Source organism: Bifidobacterium sp. LCP19S3_E9, from assembly GCF_052121135.1.
Lineage (GTDB): Bacteria > Actinomycetota > Actinomycetes > Actinomycetales > Bifidobacteriaceae > Bifidobacterium > Bifidobacterium thermacidophilum.
The window spans coordinates 16,110-37,631 of record NZ_JBQKEV010000005.1 but is presented as its reverse complement, the minus strand read 5'-3'; the positions used below and the strand labels follow the sequence as shown (position 1 = coordinate 37,631).

The window sequence follows — 21,522 nt, the reverse complement described above, 5'->3', positions numbered from 1 at the left end:
GTGTATCTGCCCACCCGCATCCCTGTTTCTACCGACGCTGAGACCACTGTCAGCGTCGGTAGAAGGTTGAGGAAGAGACAGGAGTCGGGGCGACGGGTACACCGGCAGCGATGACGCCATGGCGTCCTAGGATGGGGAGGTCGGGCACTGCCCGGCGCTTTCCACCGACCGACAGGAGCATGATGAAGCAGATCGTCGCGGGCGTGCTCGCCCACGTGGATGCGGGCAAGACCACCCTCTCCGAAGCGATGCTCTACGTGTCCGGCGAAGTGCGTCGGCTTGGCCGCGTCGATCATGGCGACGCGTTCCTCGATACCGACGTGTTGGAAAAACGGCGTGGCATCACCATCTATTCCAAAGACGCGATCATCGACTATCCGGGTATGCGCTTGACCCTGCTCGACACGCCCGGGCACGTGGATTTTGCCGCCGATATGGAACGCACGTTGGGTGTGCTCGATGTCGCTCTGCTCGTCATCTCAGCCGTCGACGGCGTGCAAGGTCATACCGAGACTCTGTGGCGATTGCTGGAGCGCTATCATGTGCCGACCTTCATCGTCATCAATAAAATCGACGCGCTCGCTCCCGGCATTTCGCGCGATGACGTGCTCGCCGGCATCTGCAAGCGATTTGGCGAGGTGTGCGTGGATGCCGGATTGCCGCAGAATTCTGCCGATATCGCTGAGAATGCGGATACCCCGGTCACTGCGGACATCCCCGTACCTTCGGATGCTTCAGTTACCGCAGACGCCCATGCAGCCACGGGCGCGTCAACTGGCATGATTGCCGGCGGCTCGTCCGCCCACGCCCAGATTTCCGCCGGTTCCCGAATGGAACACGATGAGGATGTTGCCGCGCTCGACGAATCCGCGCTCGACGAATACTGCGACACCGGCCGGATCAGCCCGGCGACCATCAGCCGGATGATCGCGCAACGCAAGCTTGTCCCGTGTATGTGGACATCAGCGCTGCAATTGCAAGGCATCCGCTATCTGCTGGATGCGCTTGCCGCGTACGCTCCTGAGCCGCGCTATGACGGATACGGCGACAACTCTTCCGACAACACTTCCGTCAATCATGGCAAAGATAACACCGATAACAGTAGTGATCGCAGCAATGGCAAGGATTTCGGCGCCCGTGTGTTCCGCATTTCGCATGACGCCCAGCACAACCGGCTCACTTGGCTGAAAGTGACCGGCGGCGAACTGCCGGTGAAAAGCGAGATTGAACCGTACGGAAAAATCGACCAGATCAGGCGATATTCCGGCGCGAAATACGATATCCTGCAATCCGCCCCCGCCGGAACAGTTTGTGCGGTGACCGGTCTGGAAGGCACGGTGCCAGGTCAGGGACTTGGCATGCAGACGGACGCCTCGCATCCACTGCTTGAACCGGTGCTCACCTACACGGTTACGGCCACCGATGGCACGGATACGCACAAACTGTTGGGTGCGCTACGTGAACTTGAGGACGAGGAACCGCTGTTGCACGTGCGGTGGATCGAGCGTCTTGAGGAGATTCACATCCAGCTCATGGGCGCTGTCCAGCTGGAAATCGTGCAGGAACTGCTGCGCACGCGCTTCGGCATCGAAGTCGCGTTCGATCGCGGGGGCATCGTATACCACGAGACCATAGACACGCCGGTCGAAGGGGTGGGGCATTTCGAACCGTTGCGGCACTACGCGGAAGTCCACCTGCTGCTGGAGCCGCTCGAGCGTGGCCGCGGACTCCAATTCGCCAGCGATTGCAGTTTGGATGTGCTCGACCGCAACTGGCAGCGCCTGATCATGACGCATATGCGCGAACGCGAGCATTTGGGCGTGCTTATCGGCGCGCCAATCACCGATATGCGGATTACGTTGCTGACCGGTCGGGCGCATGACAAGCACACTGAAGGCGGGGATTTCCGCCAGGCGACGTATCGCGCAATCCGCGAAGGACTTATGCAGGCGCGTCAGGGCGGGCATTGCCATGTGCTTGAACCGTGGTACCGCTTCCGTCTGGAGCTGCCCGCCGATCAGGTGGGGCATGCGATGGCTGATATCCAGCGGATGAGCGGCGTGTTCGACCCACCTGACAATGACGGCACGACGGCGGTGCTGGAGGGCGAGGCGCCCGTCGAAGGCATGCGTGATTACGCGATGGAAGTGAATGCATATACGCACGGACGCGGGTCGCTGACCTGTGTGTCGGCGGGCTACCGACCGTGCCACGACGAGGACGCGGTCATCGCCGCAGCCGGGTATGATCCCGAAGCCGATCTGGAGAACACTCCGGATTCGGTGTTCTGCGCGCATGGTGCTGGGTATCCGGTCAAATGGTACAAAGTGCCGGAGTTCATGCATCTGCCGTTCGCGTGGCAGCAGGCGTAGCAGGGTCGGTGGTTATTGCGGCCGGCGGAACTGCGGGATGATGAGAGCGTGTGTCTCGCGGTCACATGACTTGCGCGCCGAACGGCCACAACGCGAGCTTCGCCATCTTGAACGACTGGATGCCGAACGGCACGCCGATGACGGTGATGCAGTTGAGTACGCCTGCGATCATGTAGCCGATTGCCATCCAGATGCCGACCAACACCACCCAGATAATGTTGGCGAGCAGTGAGCCGACGCCACCGCCATACACCACGGACTTGCCGAACGGGGTGAGTGTCAGGCCAGCCATTTTGAACGCTTGGATGCCGAGCGGGATGCCGACGATGGTGATGCACAGCACGATGCCGATGATCGCCCATGCCACAGCCAGTTCGAGACCGCCGAGAATCAGCCACAGGATATTGCCCAACGTGTTCATGCCGCCCATTGTGCATGGCGTGGGTGACATAGTTGATTGGTCAGGTGCGGTTGAGTGGGCATGACGCGGTCGGATGAGGTTGGGTGGAGACGGTTGGCAGGGAGTGATTGGACGGGGTGGTCGTGTAGCGGGTGATTGAATTGGGTGCGGTCGGGGATTGAGCTGGTGGAGATTGCGTGGGACGCGTGTGGTTGGGTGAGCGCGGTCGGATGGGCTATGAACGGTGTCGCGAAGGGGCAGGTGTGGATAATCGATTCGGCAGGGATGACTGCTTGCACATCAGGCTGGACGTTGCCTGAGCGAATCTCAGAGTATTCACAGGGAAACATATTGTGAACCCAAGGTGACGTCCGTATCCTAAATGATGTCAGCAAAAGCTGATGGGTTCTCCTCTTGAATCCCATAATTCAATCCCTTCTCTCTTTTTTCTCTCCTTTCAGGGCCCGGTCTTCCGGGCCCTTCTCTTTTCCCGCTTCGCCTGTCGTCGTGCGCGTCGGCGACGCAGCAGGACTGCCATCGTAGCCGGTTTGCGCGCCTCCACAAACTGGTTATGCTGGGCGGGTTGTCAGCGTAGCTAGTTTGTGAAGGCTGGGCTGTCGTACTGATTGCAGCTGGTCTTCCGCAGCGGCACCGCATCCGCATCCGCAGCCGCAACCGGCTCAACCCAATCGCAATCGTTGCGAGCCCAACACAGACGGTTACCGCCCGTCGCTAGCGATCCGGTCTATGGCGGCGAGCTCGTCATCGGTGAAATCAGGCCCGTTCAACGCGCCGAGGCTGTCAAGCAGCTGCTGGGGTCGGGACGCACCCACGAGCACACTGGTCACTTCGCTCTTGCGCAGCAGCCAGGCGAGCGCCATATCCGCGAGACTCTGCCCGCGCGCAGCGGCAATCGTATTCAACGCGACAATCGCGTCATGCGTGCGTGCCACGTCGGCTTCGGTGAGGAACCGGCCGTCCCTGGCCACGCGCGAATCCGCTGGAATCCCGTCCAGATACCGGTCGGTGAGCAGTCCCTGGTCGAGCGGGCTGTAGGTGATCAGCCCCTTGCCCAGCCGGTTGACGGCATCGAGCAGGCCGTTGTGTTCCACGGTCCGGTCAAGGATGTTGTAGCGGTTCTGCGCGATGATGAACGGCACATGCAGCTCATCAAGGATCGCCTTGGCCGCTTCGAGCCGCTGCCCGTCATAGTTCGACAGGCCCACGTACAGCGCTTTGCCGCTAGTGACCGCCTGCGCGAGCGCGCCCATGGTTTCCTCGAGCGGCGTGTCCGGGTCGGGGCAGTGGTGGTAGAAGATGTCGACGTAGTCGAGGCCGAGTCGCGTCAGACTCTGATCAAGGCTGGCAAGCAGGTATTTGCGGCTGCCGTGGTCGCCGTATGGGCCGGGCCACATGTCGAATCCGGCTTTGGTGCTGATAACCAGCTCGTCGCGGTGTGCGCCGAAATAATCGTGCAAAATCCTTCCGGCGTTGCGTTCGGCGCTGCCGGGTTCCGGCCCGTAGTTGTTGGCGAGGTCGAAATGCGTGATGCCGTGGTCGAATGCGGTGAAGCACAGCTGTTTCATCGTGTCGTATGACGAGAAATCGCCGAAATTATGCCAAAAGCCGAGGCTGATGGCGGGCAGTTTCAAACCGCTGCGGCCGCTTCGGCGATACGGCATGGTCTCGTACCGGTCGGGGGATGGCGTGTATGTGCTGATACCGGTGGTGTTGGTTGATGATGGCATCGTTGCCTCCTGCGTGCTGGGTTTGTGCACTGGGTTCGTGCGTGGTGTGCGGCGTGCGGTGGGCGGGCGGCTGGCGTTCGGTTGCGAATGCCTGACCGTGTCGTGCCGTGCCGCTGGTTGCGCCCTCATCATAGGCTGGAGCCGTGAGGTTTCTCATTGCGATGGATTCGTTCAAAGGGTCGCTTGATGCCGTGTCGGCGTGTCGTGCAGTCGTGCGCGGGGTGAAGGCCGTTTGCCCGACGGCGTGTTGCGATATTGCACCGATGGCTGATGGGGGAGAAGGCACGCTGGATGCGCTGCTGGCTTCCGTTGGCGGGCGGCGCTGCAGTGCGATGGTCCACGATCCGCTGATGCGGCCGGTCCGCGCGGAGTATGGGCTGTTGGACGCGCAGAATATCGGCGGTGTGAGGGGAACCGCGGGTACACAGGGAATCGCGGGTGCACGGGGATTCGCTGGTGTGCGAAACGCCGGAAACGCGAATCGTGCGACAGCGGCCGAGTTCGGGCGTGTCGCCGTGATAGAGATGGCACGTGCCAGCGGTCTGCAATACGTGGATGAGCATACGCACGACCCGCTGCATGCCAGCACGTTCGGCACTGGCGAGCTGATTAGGTACGCGCTCGATGACGGGGCGCGCACGATTATCGTTACGCTCGGCGGCAGCGCGACCAACGATGGTGGCGCCGGCATCGCTCAGGCGCTTGGCGCTCGATTACTGGATGCGACCGGGCGGGACTTGGAACCGGGCGGTGCGGCGCTCGTGCGACTCGACCATATCGACACCGCCCGCATGGACCCGCGACTCGCGCATACAGAGGTCCGCATCGCCACCGATGTCACCAATCCGCTGACCGGGCCGACTGGCGCATCCGCGGTATTCGGGCCGCAAAAGGGTGCGACCCCTGGTATGGTCCGGCAGCTTGATGATGCGTTCGACCGGTTCGCGCAGGTCATCGAGCGTGATTTGGGGCGTTCTGTCGCCGCGGTTCCCGGATCCGGGGCAGGGGGCGGAACCGGGGCGGGACTGCTCGCCTTCACGAACGCGACCATCGAACCCGGCATCCAGCTCGTCGCGACGGCATCGCGGCTTGCGAGCCGTGCGCGGACGGCGGACGTGTGCATCACTGGTGAAGGGCGGATCGACGGGCAGACCGCCTACGGCAAAACCCCGGCCGGTGTCGCCCACATCGTCAAGCAAGCCAATCCGCGCATCATGGTCGTGGCGCTCGCCGGAGCGGTCGCCCGCGGTGTCGCCGCCGTGCCGCAGACGGTTGCCGGGAGCCGAGGTGCGGATGGGTATGCCGATGGCTCAGCCGCTCGGACTATTCCTCAGGATGATGCCGATTATTCGGCATCCGCGGATCTGTACGCGTGCGGCATCGATGCGGTATTCCCGATCATCCGCGAACCGCAATCCCTCGCGGACGCGTGCCGCGAGACCGCCGGCAACCTCGCCGCCACCGCAGCAAACGTCGCGCGGTTGCTCGCCGCTGTGGTGGACACAGACCGGTGAGGGCTCGCTGCGGGCTCCTTCGCCGGGCGGCGCCGGTTTGTGAGGATTGGCTCACATAGTGGCCGGTTTGTTGGCTGGGTTTGCCGGATTCGGTGGTCGTGGGCATGGATTTGTGAGGATTGATTAACACAACAAGTCTGCCGATGATGATGATTCTAGGGTTGGCGCGGCGCTGATGATTGCCCTTCGTAGCGCAGCACCCCTCACCCGCGTGTCGCGCTCGCCGGACTCCGCCCGTCAAGCGGCAAAACCCCAATCGCCGCAACGGTTGTTAGCCGCATATAAGTATCCCGTATGCCTTGCAGCTTGTACCTGCGCGCCTTGCGCGATTAGGTTCGTAACTAACGCGAGGCCGAAAGGTCCCGCCGCCGGCAACACGGCAGACACAACCAAACCAAACAGCAAACACAACAACCCAACAACTAAACCAACCATCCGCCCGGCCTGCCCGCGGCGCTTGCGACACTACCTAGGGGGTGCACTATGACGAGGTTCAACACTCAGCTGGTCCACGGACTGCCGGTGAACGATAACACGACCGGGGCCGTGAATCCGCCTATCTACAACTCATCCACGTATGCTTTCGAATCGGTCGAGTCCATGCCCCGCTGGGATTACGCGCGCAGCGGCAACCCGACGCGTGACTTCCTCGAGCGCCAGATCGCGCAGCTCGAACACGGCACCCGCGGTTTCGCGTTCGCCTCCGGGCTTGCCGCCATCCATGCGGTCCTGTCGATTTTCAAGCCGGGCGACCGAATCGTCGTCGGCAGCAACGTTTACGGCGGCACTTACTCGCAGTTCAACGAGCATTTCACCCGCTGGGGATTGGTCAGCCAGCCCGTGGACACCAATGATTACGAGGCGCTCGAAGCGGCGATCAGCGGCGTTGGCGTCGCCGGCGACGAGGACGGTGCCAGCGAACCCGCCAAGGCCGTCTATTTCGAGACCCTGACCAACCCGCTGTTGCAGGTCAATGATGTCGCTGCGATTGCGCAGATTGCCCACAAGTACGGTGCCATCGTGATTGTGGACAACACCTTCGTGACCCCGTATCTGCAGCAGCCGCTGGATTTGGGCGCGGACATCGTCCTGCATTCGGCGACCAAGTATCTGGCCGGGCATTCGGATGTCATCGCAGGTCTTGCCGTCGTACGCGATGACAAGCTGGGCGAGCGTGTCTACTATGCGCAGAACCGGCTGGGAGGCATCCTTCCGCCGGCTGAATCCGACTCAGTACGTCGTGGTATCCAGACGCTCGGCCTGCGCATCGAACGCCAGCAGAGCAACGCCGTTGCCATCGCGAACTGGCTGCTGGACAACCCGCTCGTCGCGACCGTCCACTATCCGGGAGTCGAAGGCGGTCGTCAGCCAGGCGACACCGACAAGGGACTCAAAGGCTTCGGCGGCGTGCTCAGCTTCGAAGTCGTCAGAGGCATCGACCCGGCGGAAATCCTCAACAACCTGCACCTGTTCCGGCTCGCCGTCAGCCTCGGCGCAGTGGAAAGCCTCGCCGAACTGCCGTGTCGCATGACGCATTTCGAACTGCCGCGCGAGGAGCGCCTCAAAGTCGGTATCACCGACGAGCTGATCCGTCTGTCCATCGGCATCGAAGACGTGAACGACCTCATCGAAGACCTCGACCAGGCGTTCGCGGTCGCGGCGAAGGCGGCACAGCCGGAGCTTGCCGAGGTGGCTCGGTAAGCGGATGCGAGGGGCGCCTGTGAGATCGGATGGTTAAATCGGCCCGTTGTATATGGTGCAATACCATATGCGACGGGCCGATTGCCGTTCTGCCGGTTGCATCGCTTCTGTCGTATTGAATTTCGCGATTTCGAAAACCGAATCCAGCATGATTGTGCAACGATACTTAGTAGCTTCACCTGCGTTAGGGCTTCACATCATCAGACATGAAGACGACTGCATCGTATTGCACGTGAATCAAATCGGACTTCCGCACCTGATTCCTGATTCAGTCCGCGGTGGCAGCAATTACGGAAAACGATTACCGCACATAATCGATCGGAACGGTGGAATATCAAGGTTTTGGTGATTTCGTCAGTCGGGCTTGCCTTCGATTCCGCCGTCATGCACGGACCAAATCTGATTTCCACGCCTGATTTCCGATTCAGTCCTCGGAACGGGTAACAGCAACATTCAGGCGCATACATGATATGCCGTAAATTGGCGGAATACCGGGAATTCCTGCAGGGCGGGACAGTTGCTACGTATTGCGTTGTGGGCTGATTGGATTTCGTCGCTCTATTCCCGATTCAAACCCGTCAATGGGACTGGCAACAGCGTAGCGGCATCATCCATGCCGATGAAAATGCCTCTCGCGCTGAGATTGGCAGACCCTACAACACATTTCCTCGACCTGAATCCGATATCGGCCTTCAATTCACGATGTAGTCCACCGCAATGACCTGTTATGAGCACTCCAAGCCATGCTTAGGTCTATGGACAGCCGAATGCTTCAGGATAAGCACACTGCAAACAGAACAAACAATGCTCCCGGAATTGTTGGATCCCAAGTATCCAGACCTTCCAGGAGCATCATGATGCAGTTGCAACAGCTGGTACCATGCCATGAGCACCTACGCACAGCAGTTCTACCCTATGTGTACACGCTGTCGGGATAAGAGGCGGCGGGTACGGTGGTAGGTGGTTTCGTCCAAATACGTGTGCATGCTGACTACATCGGCGCGTGCCGTGCGAGCTGATCCCCCTCTGGTCGGCGTCGATGAGTGTGCCGGCCAGATACAAGGCGTCAGTCGAATTGAAGCCTTGTTTGCGGAAAATGGAGGACAGCGTGACCCGCAGGGACGGAACGCTGACCTGGAAGATACGTGGCATGCGGAACCTCCTTGGATGGGACATGCGGCGTGCCGGCGTCGCGGCGCGGTTGTGCGCGCCGCATCCGGCAGTGCGGTATGGCTGTGTGACCGCAGATGGCTGCAGTCAGTGTGAATGCGTTGATTGTCTTTGACCCTAACAACCTGCGCGCTTTCGTGCGGTGGCGTTGCGTTCGCAAAAATCGATAGCCGGCTCTCAGCTTTTGGGAAGCGTGTCTTGAAAATGGCGGAATCCCAGTATTCTGCCTAGTTTCTGATATGATGAAGCAGGCTGTTCGCGCAAGGATCGCGCGGACTCGGATGAAAGGAATCCCACATGCCGTTTGTTATCGCCTTGATTGTCATCGTGGTGCTTCTGCTGTGCTCCGCACTGTACGTGGTCCCGCAGCAGCAGGCTTACATCATTGAACGGTTCGGCAAGTTCCATAAGGTGCAGTATGCGGGGCTTCGCATGAAAATCCCGTTCGTCGACCGCATCGCCATGAAAACGAATATGCGGGTCAGCCAGTTGAATGTGAAGCTGGAAACCAAGACCCTTGACAACGTGTTCGTCACCGTGGTCGCCTCCACGCAGTTCCGCGTGGCTCCGGAATCCGTCGCCACGGCATACTATGAGTTGCAGGATCCCGCCGGCCAGCTGCGCAGCTACATGGAGGACGCCCTGCGTTCCGCAATTCCGGCGCTCACCCTCGACGACGCATTCGCCCGCAAGGACGATGTCGCCGCCGACGTGCAGAAGACCGTCGGCACGGAAATGAGCCGCTTCGGCTTCACCGTCGTCAAGACCCTCATCACCGCGATTGACCCGAGCCCGCAGGTCAAGAACGCGATGGACTCCATCAACGCCGCCCAGCGTGAGAAGGAAGCCACCCGCCAGCGCGCCGAAGCACAGCGCATCCAGATCGAAACCCAGGCCGCAGCAGAAGCCGAGAAGACCCGCCTGCAGGGCGAGGGCCAGGCGAACTATCGTCGTGAAATCGCCAACGGCATCGTCGACCAGATCAAGAGCTTGCAGGCCGTCGGCATGAATATTGCGGATGTCAACAATGTGGTCCTGTTCAACCAGTATCTCGACGTGATGCGCTCGCTGTCCGAGTCTCGAAACGCGAAGACCGTGGTGTTGCCGGCTTCCACGCCTGGCGGGTATCAGGATCTGTACGAGCAGGTCACCAAGGCCATGCTCACCGCCAGCGAGATTCCGTCCGATACGGCTGCTGCTGCGTCCACGGCGACGGCTTCCGCGCGCCAGACCGATATGGCGCCGCGCAATTAGTACAGAGCACGGATGTCCGCGCCCTCGCTCAAATTCGGGCGCGACGCGGATTTCTTGCCAGTGGCGGGTTCCAGACGCTTGTGATGTCTGGAACCCGCCACTTGTCATGTGTGCCGATTCATGTGCATCGGTGTGTGCCGGCGTGTGCCGCGTCAGACTCGGCGCCTCGCTCGCGCCTATTTCGGGTCAGCTGATTGCGGGGCGGCCGATTCTGTGGTTGTTGATTCTGGCACCTCACCTTCCAGATTGCGCTGGCGGGTTGTCAGGATTTTTCGTCACCAAACCGCCAAATCGGCCTCCAGCAACCGGGCGTGATCAGGATTCGCAGCACTCAGCTCTCCAGGAATGCCGGAATCGCCTTGGCGGCGGCATACCCGGCACGGTACATGCGTTCCAGCCCCTCGAATTTCTTGGTCAGCGTGGACAGTCCGTACAGGGATTCCGGCGCGATGATCAGCACCTTGCCCTCCTGTTCGTACCGTTTGGCCAGCGCCACCTCGTCGTTATACGTCTGGTACCGGTTGAGCAGCCGGTCGGCTGCGGCCGGGTAGGTGCGTTCCAAGATGCGCGAGGGCATGATATCTTTCTTCTGCTCGCGCAGCACATCCTTGAGCCGGGTGAGAATCACCACGACCCGATCGTACCCGTCGTCGATGGCTTTCTGCACGGGGATGGGGTCGGCGATGCCGCCGTCAAAATAGGGGACCCCGTCGATCACGTACGGTTCGCAGGCCACAGGCACGGCAGAAGAGGCCTTCATGATGTCAAAATCATCGAAATGGACATCGGACTTGTCGAAATACTTGGGCTGACCGGTTTCGGCGTTGCATGCGACGACGGTGAAACCCGTCGGGTTCGCCTCGAACGCTTCGAAATCCACCGGATACTCGCCGTCATGGTTCGACAGCGTGCCGTACACGTAGTCAAGTCCGACGAAATTATGGTTCTTCCTGAAGTTTTGAACGCTTGCGTATTCCTTGCGATTGGCGTACTCGGTGTAGAACTTGTGGCTGCGGTAGGGCTGACGCGCGATGTACCCGACCATGTTGGCGCTTCCCGCGGAGACGCCGTAGCAGTGGTCGAAGTCGAGGTGCATTTCCATGAGCCGGTCCATGACGCCTGCCCCGAAAATCGCACGATACCCTCCGCCGACATCGATAAGCGCCGTTGTTACCATTTCGTCTCCCTCACACCTGGTAATCTCACCGGACGCATGCCTGACATGCGCGCATAATGCGAGCTTACGGGTGAAGCGTGGACAAAGTGGCGACCGATGGCGGAAACCGGGCAGATGATACTGAAGTGTCGCATAGGGGTGCGGAGGTGCATGTGGTGCATCGGGATGTATGTGGTGGGCCGACTGATGACCGCGGTGTTGCAGTGTTGCGGCTGGTGTCGCCGCTTATCTGCTTGTGGTGTGACTGCGTGGTTGCACAGTGGGCAGATATGGCTTCGCCGCTGCTGATTGTCCCGGTTATCCTGCCGCAGTGCGACTATCGGGTTGCATGACGTGCTGATAAATCGGTGATGTTGTCGATTTTTCGTGTTATCTGCCCATGGTGCGACTGCCTGATCGCATAGCGGACAGATGCTTCGTTCAGCAGACATACAGCCGTTGCGGCCCGTCCAATACAACTGGGAAACTGCACCGGCCATCCAGCCGCAATGTGGCTCGTCGGTTATGACTACCGTGTCAACAGTTGATGCATCAACGTGGTCATCCGTTCGCTCGGGTCGGAATTGGACAGCACGATTGTGCCTTCCGCATCTTCGGGGGCGAGCTGGCCGAGTGCTTCGAGCACCACGCGCAAATGGTTCACGGTTCCCACATTTCCGTCGATGATCGCCGTGCTGCTGGGCATGAGCCGACGGAAGTACTCGCGGAAGAACGGGAAATGCGTACAACCGAGCACCACGGAATCAATCGTCTCGAGGTCATAGCTGTCAAAATACCCGTGCAGCGTACGTTCGACCAGCTCGCTGTCGTCAAGCTGCCCGTGCTCCACAATCTCCACCAGCGCCGGGCAAGGCTGTTTGTAAATGACGTTGGTCGAGTTGAACCTAGCCATGAGTTTGGCGAACTTCTGTTCACGCAAGGTCAGTGGGGTGGCGGCCACGATGACATGCTGGGGAACGCCGTGTCCACGGTCGCATGCGACCTTCAACGCCGGTTCCATGCCGATAATCGGGATGGTGAACTGTTCCCGCAGCGCATCGACCGCGGCGGATGTCGCCGTATTGCAAGCGATGACCACGGCTTTGACGCCTTCGCGAATGAAGTTATTGACAATGGCGAATGCGAGTTTCCGCACCTGTTCGGGGGTTTTCGTGCCGTACGGGGCGTTTGCGGAATCGCCGAAATACAGGACCTGCTCATTCGGCAGATCTTTCGCGATTTCACGCACAACCGTGATGCCGCCCAACCCGGAATCGAACACGCCGATCGGTGCAGTTGAAGTCATGGCTCCTCCTCAACGATTCATTCAACGACGATGCCGCGTGTCCGCAATCCGAACTGCACGCGCTACCGCAGATAGTAGCATCGTTCCCCAACGGCGTGTTGTAATTGACGTCTGATGATATGGGCGGATTGGACGATGCCGCTCGGTACAAAAGCGTATGGATATGCGCAGATGGGTGGACCCGGCTTCGCATGTAGCGAGAATACCTTCGATACAAGTGCAACTCTGGGCGTGTCGCATTGATATTGTCGAATTATCGGTTTTCGGATGTCGTCGCATCCGGGTCATAATGGGTGACAGAGCAGGACATTGCCGGGTGAAGACATTCTCGCCGGCAAGTGATAGGGGGAAAGATGAAGCGTATCGGGTACGTTATCGCAGTTGTCGCGGCCATGGCGTGCATGCTGCCGGGAACTGCGTTCGCAGCGGGATTCGGAGAAAAGGCAAGCAAGGGAACTTCTGCAGTTCAGCCGTCATCGAGTGTGTCGTCGGAGAGCGCGTCATCAGATGCGAAGAGCAACGCCAAAGCCGCGGACAGCGCCTATGAATCTGCGAAACATGACTTGACCGAGGCCCAGAGCGCTTATGATCAAGCAGTTACTGACAATAAGAATGCGAAACAAGCCGCAGATGCTGCGCAACAGCGTGTGACTGCCGCATCAAAAGCGGTTGCCAGCGCGAGCGCAGGGCAGAGGCAAGCCGCCGCAGCCGCGGTGTCGCTGGCGAGCGCGGCGGCTGCGTTGCAAAGCGCCGAAGCCGCGTATGTGCGGGCTTTGGCCAATGATGCCGTAGTCAGGCGGAACAATGCCGCGGACAGCGATGCCGTGAAGCAGGCGGATGCCCAATTGCAGCAGGCAAGGCAGAATCGTGATTCCGCACAAACCGCCAATGATGCGGCACTGGCTGCCAAGCGCGCTGCGGACAGCCAGAGGGACGCCGACGCACCCGCGCTGCGTGCGGCAGCAGCTGAACTGACAGATGCCACCGTAGCAAAGGCCGATGCCGATGCCAAGCTTGTCAAGAGTGCTGCGACATTAGCGCAGAGCAGGGAACAGTTGGCGAAAGCCAAAGCCGCGCTCGCTCAAGCGGCGACAAACAAGATCGCCGCTGACGCGATGGTCAATCGCGAAAACGCGCCAAACAATAAGACATCATCGAAAGGCACAGTGAACGCCGCTGCGACGGCTGCTCCGTCGTCCGCCACAACGAGCAACGGCAAGAGGAGTGCTGCGTCTTCCGGCACTAAGAAGACTGCCACATCAACGCCCGGTGGCATTGCAGGGGCTTTGGCGAAAACCGGTATCAGTGCATCAATGCTGGTGCTGATCGTTGTAGCGCTCGCTGGCACGGTTGCGCTCATCTGGTACGCGCGCAAAATCGGTGTGATGTACGCACAAAGCAAGAAGCGCGGCGAACTCGAACACGCGTGACACTGGCAAGACCGCTAGCCCGCCTGCTCACAGGGGTCTGGCGTGTTTGACCATTACCACTATCGCAAGAACCACTGTCGCCAGAACTTGGCGGTTGCAGGGGCCGGCAGCCCAGCCTGTCAACATGCGGTATTCGCCGGGCCGCTGGAACGGTTGAACGATACCAGCTGCCGGCATCTGAGGATAGCAAACCCCGATGATCGGCTTACAGGCTTGCGCTGTGTACTAGGATTCGGCTCCCTGTCGGACAGCTTCGAACAGGTTGTACCGGTTGCATGGTCGAAAACGGCAGCCGGTGGTGTTTACATGGCGCGATACTGCGGGCTATGCTGAATGGTATCGCGGAAATCACCGAGGATTCTCGCGGAATTGGAACAGGAGCCTTCTGAAGGCGCTGTCCGACAACAAGGAGGTTGTCATGAACAGCAAGGGAGCATACCAGTCGGCAAGCATGCACGCCTTGAAAATCATCGTTGCGGTGGCAAGCTGCCTCTGCATGGTGTTGTGCTCCACGGCATGCAGTCCGGGCGGAGCATCGTCCGCGGACGGCACCACGTCCGCGTCTACCGACGCTTCCTCATCGGAGCCGGTGCAGCCGGATTATCTGAAAACCTATGCGGACTTCACCGTTCCCGGGTTACGCAGCTATGCGGAAAGTAAGATGATGACCGAGTATCGTCCGCACACCGAACTCGGTTCGCGCAAGTTTCGGGGCAACGGTTCCATTAGATTCTCGCAAGACGTTGCCGACGATGAAATGTATTACGCGGTGTTCATGTGCAAGCAGACCATGAACAAGCCGGTGAGCATCGGGGTGGAGGATGCCAATGGCTCCAGCCATACCATTCTTCAGGAGGACTGGTGCGTCGAAGGTGTCCAGGCGACCGGGTTGCCTGCCTCGCTGTTCCCGGACGGCACGGCGATGACCGTTACTGCGGCAGGGGCCACCGAAGTCGTCATGATTGTCTACAAATTCAAGGCGAAACTTGCCAACCATGAATAATCGGTATGTCGTATTCCTGAAGTTGCTCGCTTCTCGATTGTTGGATTGTGACAACCATTGCGATGGGCGCGGGGTGCGCAGGGACTGTGAATGAAATCCACGTCGTCTGAGATTACCGACCGGCAACCGTTGTGACAGCCGACGCTGCAGTGCTTCTCGTCTGCCTATGCTCATCAACATCCGCATCCGCCCGCTATGCGATGCGCTGTCAGCAATCCTCGCGTCGAAACGCTACAGTGATGGCATGAGCATTCCACACACGGTATACAAAGCGCACGCCACCGGCAATGATTTCGTCATATACGCTGATCCCGACGGCGAATTCGAGCCGACGGCAGACGAGGTCCGTTTCCTGTGCGACCGGCATTTCGGCATCGGCGGAGACGGCCTGCTGCGCCTGACCCACCCCGAGCATGTGGGAGACGTTTCCGCTGATACCGCCGCAGACCTTCATGCCCAAGGCGCTGAATGGTTTATGGACTACCGCAACGCGGATGGTTCCCTCGCTGAAATGTGCGGCAACGGTACGCGTGCCACGGCCTTGTTCGCGCAACGGCTCGGATATGCGCAAGGTGTAGGCGGCGAGCCATTCCGTCTGGGAACCCGTGCTGGGGTGAAAACGCTCGTCTCGCTCGGCGATATGGCCCCATGCGGTCACGATGTGTTCCGTGTGGACATGGGCCCGTGGAAACGCGGGGAGACGGATGCTTTCAACGTGACGATTCCTGGGACTGACGGGTCAGCATGCGGAACATTCGTGGATATGGGCAATCCACACGTGGTCAGCGTGCTTGAAGACGGGGAATCCACCCTGCCAGCGGTTGAAGCGCTGGATCTTGCTACCAAACCGGTGGTGGCTCCGGTACTTGAGTCCGATCAGAACGCTGAATTCGTCCGCATCGATTCCCAAGACGCCGGTACGGATACCGGCAAGGCCACCATGCGCGTCAACGAGCGCGGAGTAGGGGAGACCCTGTCATGCGGAACCGGGTTGTGCGCCACAGGCATCACCTTGTTGGCCAAAACCGGCATCCACCATTGGACGATTACCGTGCGCGGCGGCACCCTGCAAGTTGATGTCCACGACGACCGGGTGTTCCTCACCGGTTCGGCGACACTGGTCGGTCGCATCGATCTGCTGTAACTCGCCTGGTGTGCTCCTCTAATCCTCGCAACGAGCGGACGCAATCATAGGGCGCATTCAGCGCGCACGCTTGAGATTGGGGCGGCCCGTGTGCCCACCCACCGTGCGATACTGCCGAATGCGGCTCGGCTTACCTGAAAATTGCGCTGCCGTCCTTCACCAAAATCAGCGCGATAATCGCCAGCACCCACACGACATCCGCCATCAGGTCATAATTCAGACGGTAATAGGTGCGCAAACCGCGTTTGCCATGGGGAATATCCTGCACCGTAACCGTCGCATGACTCAACGCCATGAACTGGATGGTCGTCGAGAACATCAGAGCCAAGCACCACGGGCACAATGCGTGGATCACGAACAACGACTGCGTGGTCAGCCAGTAGGAGAACAGCAGCGCGGCAAGCCCGCCGAGCCACGTGCAAGTCGCGAACCAGCGCGGCACGCGCACACGAGCCAGACCAATCACTGCTATGGTCACGAACACGCTTTCCGCCGCAATGCCGAAGAAGGCGTTCGGGAAGCTCAAATCGCCCAGTTTCACCAGCTCCGCTTGCCAGGATTGCGCGACCTGCGAGCAGGAAACCACATTGTTGATATCGCAGGCGAGCAGCTGATTCGGCCGGCGTGCGAGTCGAAGCGTCTCGGCGGACAGCATGAACGAAACAAACAGAGCCGTCGCAGAAGCGAGCAGCATAATCAGATACGTCCATGTGCTGCCGTGTCGCCAGCCGGGAATCACCGCATTCTGCTCTGCCGAAGCGTTCGAATTCCGCTGCTGTTGTGGCTTTGGTGTCGTCTGTTCGCTCACGATGCCGCCTTCCTCGCTGGTAACGCTGATTACCGATGTGCCGTGCGTGCCGCGCTTCTGCGCGTGTCGTTGGCCGGTTGCGAATATCCAGCTTACGATGGTGATATGACTCTTGCACATATCGCTGATAATCCACCATCCGAAGGGTGGGATTTGCACTGTCACACCGTCTTCTCCGACGGGCGGCAGACACCTGCGGATATGGTTCGTGAAGCGTGCGCATTGGGGTTGCACGGGGTTGCGATCACTGATCATGACACCACCGCAGGTTGGAATGATGCGGCAACGGCTGCCACGGAGTGCGGCCTGCATCTGGTGCGGGGCACTGAAGTGACGGCAGACGCGGACGGCGTGTCGGTTCATATGCTCGCATACCAGTACGATCCACACAATCGCGAGATCAGTGGATTGTTCGCTAGGCTTCGTCAGGCCAGACTTGAGCGCACGAAGCGCATGGTCGGGCTGATTTCCAAGGATTACCCGATTACTTGGGATGATGTGCTCGCTCAGATTCGCGAAGGCGATGAGACGACGGTCGGCCGGCCGCATATTGCGGATGCGTTGGTCGCTGCGGGGGCGTATCCGGATCGCTCGGCGGCGTTCAACGGCGCTGTCGGTTCGCGCAGCCCTTACTACATTCCCACTCCGTCGCCGGATGCCGCTGATGTGGTTCGTGCCGTCAAACAAGCCGGGGGAGTCAGTGTCATTGCGCATGCCGGTGATCCCAGCCGTAATGCCGTGCTGTTGTCGGACGACCAGATCGGGCAGCTTATCGATGCCGGACTGGACGGGCTTGAAGTGTGGCATCGTGGCAATCCGCCCCAGCAGCGTCAGCGCCTGCTGGATATTGCCTCACGCCACCATCTGCTCGTCACCGGCGGCTCCGATTGGCACGGGCAAGGTGGCAAACCAAACCGATTGGGGGAGAACCTGACCGATGATGAAACAGTCAGGAGCATCGTTGAGCGAGGCGCAATTCCGCTGATTTGATTCGTGGTCCAGAGTGTCGGGGGCAATGGCAGCATGCCTGTTGCCCGTGGCGATCAAATCCAACGTCCGATTCAATTCGACGGCAGGATGGCGGGAAAACAACGACGTAACGCAATGATGCGAGGCGACAACGTACGGTAATGACAATGCCCGGCCTCCCGGTGAGGAGGTCGGACATTGTTGTCGTTGCTGTGCGACCACGGTCTGCGCAATACCGTCCGCGCAACGGGGGTCACATAACTCAGTCTGCGAAGCCCCGCACAGGCTCCGCAGCAGCAGTCCAGTCACACAACAGAATGCGTACCGTATGCCTACGTGAATTGTGCAATCACATGCCTTGCGCAGCTCACGTACATCCAGAAACTACGCGCGCGGCATGCCTCCGAGCGAACTCACAGCGCGCCGAAACCGACCGCGTGCTTGGTCTCGGAACCGATCAGCGCATAGCCGAGCGCCGCGCCCGGAACCACGATATGCCGGCCCTTGGTGTCCACGAGGTCGATGATCTTGCCATTGGCGACCGCGTCGTCGATGATCGCGCTGATATGTTCGGCGGTGTCATCGGAAGTGAAGCTCACCGGCCGTGCCACGTTCTGGATGCCCAGTTCGATGTCCATGTCTGCTCCTGTCGTTGATCCGCGCGCCCATCCTGTGCCTTCCCGGAAGGAAACCGGGGTGTCGTGCGGCTATGTCCTGTGATTCTTGTGTTCTATTGTGCCCGTTGGCGTGCGGTTACGCTTTCGGCGTGGTGTCGGACTGCCCGGCGGCAGCCCCTTCGTCACGGTTGGCATCGGTCGGTTGCCCGGCTGGGCGGTCTTGCTGATCGCGCTGTTCCTGCTCGGCCTGATCAGCTTTGTCTGCCTGGTCGGCATGGCCATGGCTGTCGTCTGCGCCGCTTGAAATAACGGATTCGCTGTGACTGTCACCGTTGTCGTGAGCATCCGATCGCCCGTCAGACACCTGATTGCCGGTATCTTGTGGATTGTCGGAGGCATCGGATGCTTCGTCGCGGTGGCGTTGCTGACGGGACGCGGCCTCAAGGCTTTCCCGGGCGTCCCGCATCGCGCGCTCTTCACGCTCAAGCAGGGGGATGAGAATGGTTTCCGGAGCATGCTCATCGTCGCCGGGCTGCCCGTTCTGCCTGTCATCCTGCCCGTCGGACTGCTGTTCGGCGGCCCGGAACGCCACGGTTTCGGCGTCGCTGTCGGCGAACCCTTCGACGTTGGCATCACTGTCTTTGCGCACGCGGACGCGGGCGGAAACATACGACTGCGTTTCGCTGATCACATTGCCGTTCTGTCCAATGTGCCGGGTCGCTTCCTGCACTTGGAACTGCGCTGATTGCGCACTGCGTGCAGAGGGCTGTGCCAACTGCCCTCCACGGCCTTCCTCCGGGCGTGCTACATCAGTGCCGCCATCGTTCGTCTGGTGTGCAGTTCCGGCTTGGATATCGTCTCGGGCAACGCTTTGCGTGCCATGGGCGTTTGCAACCGTGATTGTCTCGCTGCGTGTGTCGTCGTCGATGGTCTGGATGGTGCCCGACGCGTTATTCACCTGGATGCCGCGAATTGCGAAGCTCGGCGGTTTGATGGCAATCGTCGGCGCCTCGCTGTGCGGGTTGGTAGCAGGGCGGCTTGCCGTGCTGTCGCCGGTGTCTTCGCTACCGTTTCTGGCGTTTCTGGCGTTCTCTGCGTGTACCGGTGAAGATTTCGTGCTGTCCGCCGTCTCGTCGCGTTTGATGGTCGCACGCGCGATTTGCGCCGAACCGGTGCGGTCGGTCTCATTGGTCTGGTCGTTCGGCTCGCCGTTGCCACCGCTGCCGGCGTTCCCGGCTTGTGCCGAAGCATCATTGGTGTTGTCTGTTTCCTGCGCAGCGGCCTTGCGTCGGGCTTCCTCGCGCAGCATCGCGTCACGCCGCTCCCCGGCATCCAGCAGAGTGCCGACTGTGATGGTGCTCGGCGGCTTGCCGTCGGAACGGTGGATTGATGCGGCAGGGGACCGCGATCCGGTCGCAAGGCTCAGCTGGTGGGCGAGCCGCTCGACTTGAGCCTTGAACTGGATGATTTTCTGGCTGTCTGCATCGCTGAGCGCCTGAATGAATTCGCCGACCTGCTCCATCTGCAGCCACAGATTCGCCCGCAACATGATTAGACTATCCAGACGCGAACCGAGCATACGTCCGTATGCCGCCAACACCGCATTGCGGTGCGGTTCGTCAAGCTTGCCGAAAATCCATGCAAGATCGCGTGCCGGATCGTTGATTTGCATATCCTGCCAGTTGACGATCGAGGTGATCGTCGAGCCTGAGAACAGAATGTCACCATCATGGAAGCCGCCATGCACCAGGCATGTTGAGAACGACCACAGGCCATCCGTGTCGAGTACCGCCGTCCAGCTTGACGTGATTTCCTGGGGGATATGCCCGGCTTGCCTGAGACGCTTGATCCACGCGACCAGTTGCGCCCTGATTTGGCCGGTTGCATACGCTGGATAATGCTCTTGCGGAATAAACGCCGGATTGAGCCGGTGAATCGCGCCGATCGCCGTACCGACGCTGGCGCAATCATCCAAGGTCAGCAGGTCAAGTGGCCGTGACATGCCATCGAAATGCGGCGAAACCATGACCGCGGTCGTGCCGGTTGGACCATGCTCATCGTCCCCGTCGGAGTTGGCGAGTACACGGTCGACGGCGAAACCGAGCGCAGCAGGCTCCTTCGCCCGCTGCAGCGCCTGGGCTGCCTTGATGCGCCCGCGCAGATGCTTGCGACCCGCTTCGGTGTCGCTGGCATGCACGTCATACAGACGTCCTGAGGAATCCTGTACGACGGCATGGTCGATGCCTCGGGCTTCGTCGGTGGCGTTGCCTTGGTTGCTGGCGCGTACGCCTGCCACGGAAATGTCCGGCATGACGGCCGACGCCAAGGCCGCCAGCATAAAATCGCTTCGCTGATTCACAGTTCCACAGTAATACAGACAATCGCCTGAATCGAGCAGGATTCGGCATGTTGGGCGGAAGAACCGTGTACAGGAATACGGGCGCGGCATGGATGGAATGACTTGATGGCGATTGTCGGTAAAGTCCGGTTTGGCGTGGTATGGCTCAATTGCGGTCTGTCGGCTCGGCCGGGTATGCATCGATGATGGTCATTCGGCTGGGCTTCTCCTAGGTATTCCGGCATTTTTTCAAGTCGGATGCCTTACATGTATGGGTTCCGTTCTGTTTCTGCGGACTGGATTCATGTTCGGCCGCCGATTTCAGATTCAGTCCTGATACATGTCCTGCCGCGGAATGGTCGGCGGGCTTCATCTGTTGGTATTCCGCCATTCCTTACGGTTCTGTACTCCTGTGTCCGCGGGTCTCGCGGGACTGGATCCATGTTTGAGCCTCGATTTCGGTTTTGGGTCCGGAGTATGCCCTGCTGCGGGATGACCGATGGGTTGCATCTCTTGGTATTCCGCCGTTTTCCTATGTCCGGCATTCTCGCGCATACCGGTTTGTGCCCTGTTCTGCGGGCTGGATTCATGT

At 60.1% G+C, this 21,522-nt stretch carries 14 protein-coding genes and 1 pseudogene; 8 read left to right on the top strand and 7 right to left on the bottom strand.

Annotation, left to right across the window (positions count from 1 at the left end):
* Positions 1–182: 182 nt before the first annotated feature.
* On the top strand, positions 183–2,372 hold the full coding sequence (locus ACTQYB_RS03800) for a GTP-binding protein (protein WP_441481699.1): 2,190 nt from the start codon (positions 183–185) through the stop codon (positions 2,370–2,372).
* A 61-nt stretch (positions 2,373–2,433) separates the two neighbouring features.
* Here ACTQYB_RS03800 and ACTQYB_RS03795 read toward each other — a convergent pair whose 3' ends face one another.
* Both ACTQYB_RS03795 and ACTQYB_RS03790 read right to left on the bottom strand, forming a co-directional pair.
* Positions 2,434–2,793 carry a YccF domain-containing protein gene (locus ACTQYB_RS03795; protein WP_033505108.1) on the bottom strand — a complete coding sequence of 120 codons (360 nt, stop codon included), beginning with the start codon at positions 2,791–2,793 and terminating at the stop codon, positions 2,434–2,436.
* A 698-nt stretch (positions 2,794–3,491) separates the two neighbouring features.
* Positions 3,492–4,520, bottom strand: a complete 1,029-nt coding sequence (locus tag ACTQYB_RS03790) for an aldo/keto reductase (protein ID WP_441481570.1) — start codon at positions 4,518–4,520, stop codon at positions 3,492–3,494.
* 161 nt (positions 4,521–4,681) lie between these two features.
* Here ACTQYB_RS03790 and ACTQYB_RS03785 point away from each other — a divergent pair, with 161 nt between their 5' ends.
* The 3 genes from ACTQYB_RS03785 to ACTQYB_RS03775 all read left to right on the top strand — a co-directional run bounded on the left by ACTQYB_RS03785 (position 4,682) and on the right by ACTQYB_RS03775 (position 10,159).
* Positions 4,682–6,034 (top strand): glycerate kinase family protein, encoded by a 1,353-nt coding sequence (locus ACTQYB_RS03785; protein ID WP_441481700.1) that lies wholly within the window; start codon positions 4,682–4,684, stop codon positions 6,032–6,034.
* A gap of 483 nt (positions 6,035–6,517) precedes the next feature.
* Entirely contained in the window at positions 6,518–7,735 is a 1,218-nt protein-coding gene (locus ACTQYB_RS03780) for a trans-sulfuration enzyme family protein (RefSeq protein ID WP_441481571.1), read from the top strand.
* A 1,467-nt stretch (positions 7,736–9,202) separates the two neighbouring features.
* Positions 9,203–10,159: an SPFH domain-containing protein gene (locus tag ACTQYB_RS03775; protein ID WP_441481572.1), complete on the top strand. Its 957-nt coding sequence runs from the start codon at positions 9,203–9,205 to the stop codon at positions 10,157–10,159.
* 331 nt (positions 10,160–10,490) lie between these two features.
* Here ACTQYB_RS03775 and ACTQYB_RS03770 read toward each other — a convergent pair whose 3' ends face one another.
* Positions 10,491–11,336 (bottom strand): patatin-like phospholipase family protein, encoded by an 846-nt coding sequence (locus ACTQYB_RS03770; protein ID WP_033505054.1) that lies wholly within the window; start codon positions 11,334–11,336, stop codon positions 10,491–10,493.
* A gap of 508 nt (positions 11,337–11,844) precedes the next feature.
* Entirely contained in the window at positions 11,845–12,621 is a 777-nt protein-coding gene (murI, locus tag ACTQYB_RS03765; protein ID WP_033505055.1) for a glutamate racemase, read from the bottom strand.
* A gap of 353 nt (positions 12,622–12,974) precedes the next feature.
* On the opposite strand from murI, the gene ACTQYB_RS03760 reads away from it, so the two are divergent.
* From ACTQYB_RS03760 to dapF, 3 genes are all read left to right on the top strand, one after another.
* Positions 12,975–14,051, top strand: coding sequence for a hypothetical protein (locus ACTQYB_RS03760; protein WP_441481573.1), 1,077 nt, complete (start codon positions 12,975–12,977; stop codon positions 14,049–14,051).
* 418 nt (positions 14,052–14,469) lie between these two features.
* The gene (locus ACTQYB_RS03755; protein WP_412170930.1) at positions 14,470–15,054 is read left to right on the top strand and encodes a hypothetical protein; all 585 of its coding nucleotides are present in this window, start codon (positions 14,470–14,472) and stop codon (positions 15,052–15,054) included.
* 244 nt (positions 15,055–15,298) lie between these two features.
* The gene (gene dapF / locus ACTQYB_RS03750) at positions 15,299–16,198 is read left to right on the top strand and encodes a diaminopimelate epimerase (protein WP_441481701.1); all 900 of its coding nucleotides are present in this window, start codon (positions 15,299–15,301) and stop codon (positions 16,196–16,198) included.
* Positions 16,199–16,328: 130 nt separating this feature from the next.
* On the opposite strand, the gene ACTQYB_RS03745 is transcribed toward dapF, so the two are convergent.
* Complete coding sequence (locus tag ACTQYB_RS03745; RefSeq protein ID WP_441481702.1) at positions 16,329–16,937, bottom strand: vitamin K epoxide reductase family protein; 609 nt, start codon at positions 16,935–16,937, stop codon at positions 16,329–16,331.
* Between the two features lie 174 nt (positions 16,938–17,111).
* Here ACTQYB_RS03745 and ACTQYB_RS03740 point away from each other — a divergent pair, with 174 nt between their 5' ends.
* On the top strand, positions 17,112–17,996 hold the full coding sequence (locus ACTQYB_RS03740) for a PHP domain-containing protein (RefSeq protein WP_441481574.1): 885 nt from the start codon (positions 17,112–17,114) through the stop codon (positions 17,994–17,996).
* Between the two features lie 392 nt (positions 17,997–18,388).
* Here the strand turns inward: ACTQYB_RS03740 and ACTQYB_RS03735 are convergent, their stop codons facing one another.
* Both ACTQYB_RS03735 and ACTQYB_RS03730 read right to left on the bottom strand, forming a co-directional pair.
* Positions 18,389–18,613: a DUF3107 domain-containing protein gene (locus ACTQYB_RS03735; protein ID WP_015450064.1), complete on the bottom strand. Its 225-nt coding sequence runs from the start codon at positions 18,611–18,613 to the stop codon at positions 18,389–18,391.
* 1,135 nt (positions 18,614–19,748) lie between these two features.
* Positions 19,749–20,930: pseudogene (locus ACTQYB_RS03730) on the bottom strand (phosphotransferase); the annotation flags it as partial.
* Positions 20,931–21,522: the final 592 nt, after the last annotated feature.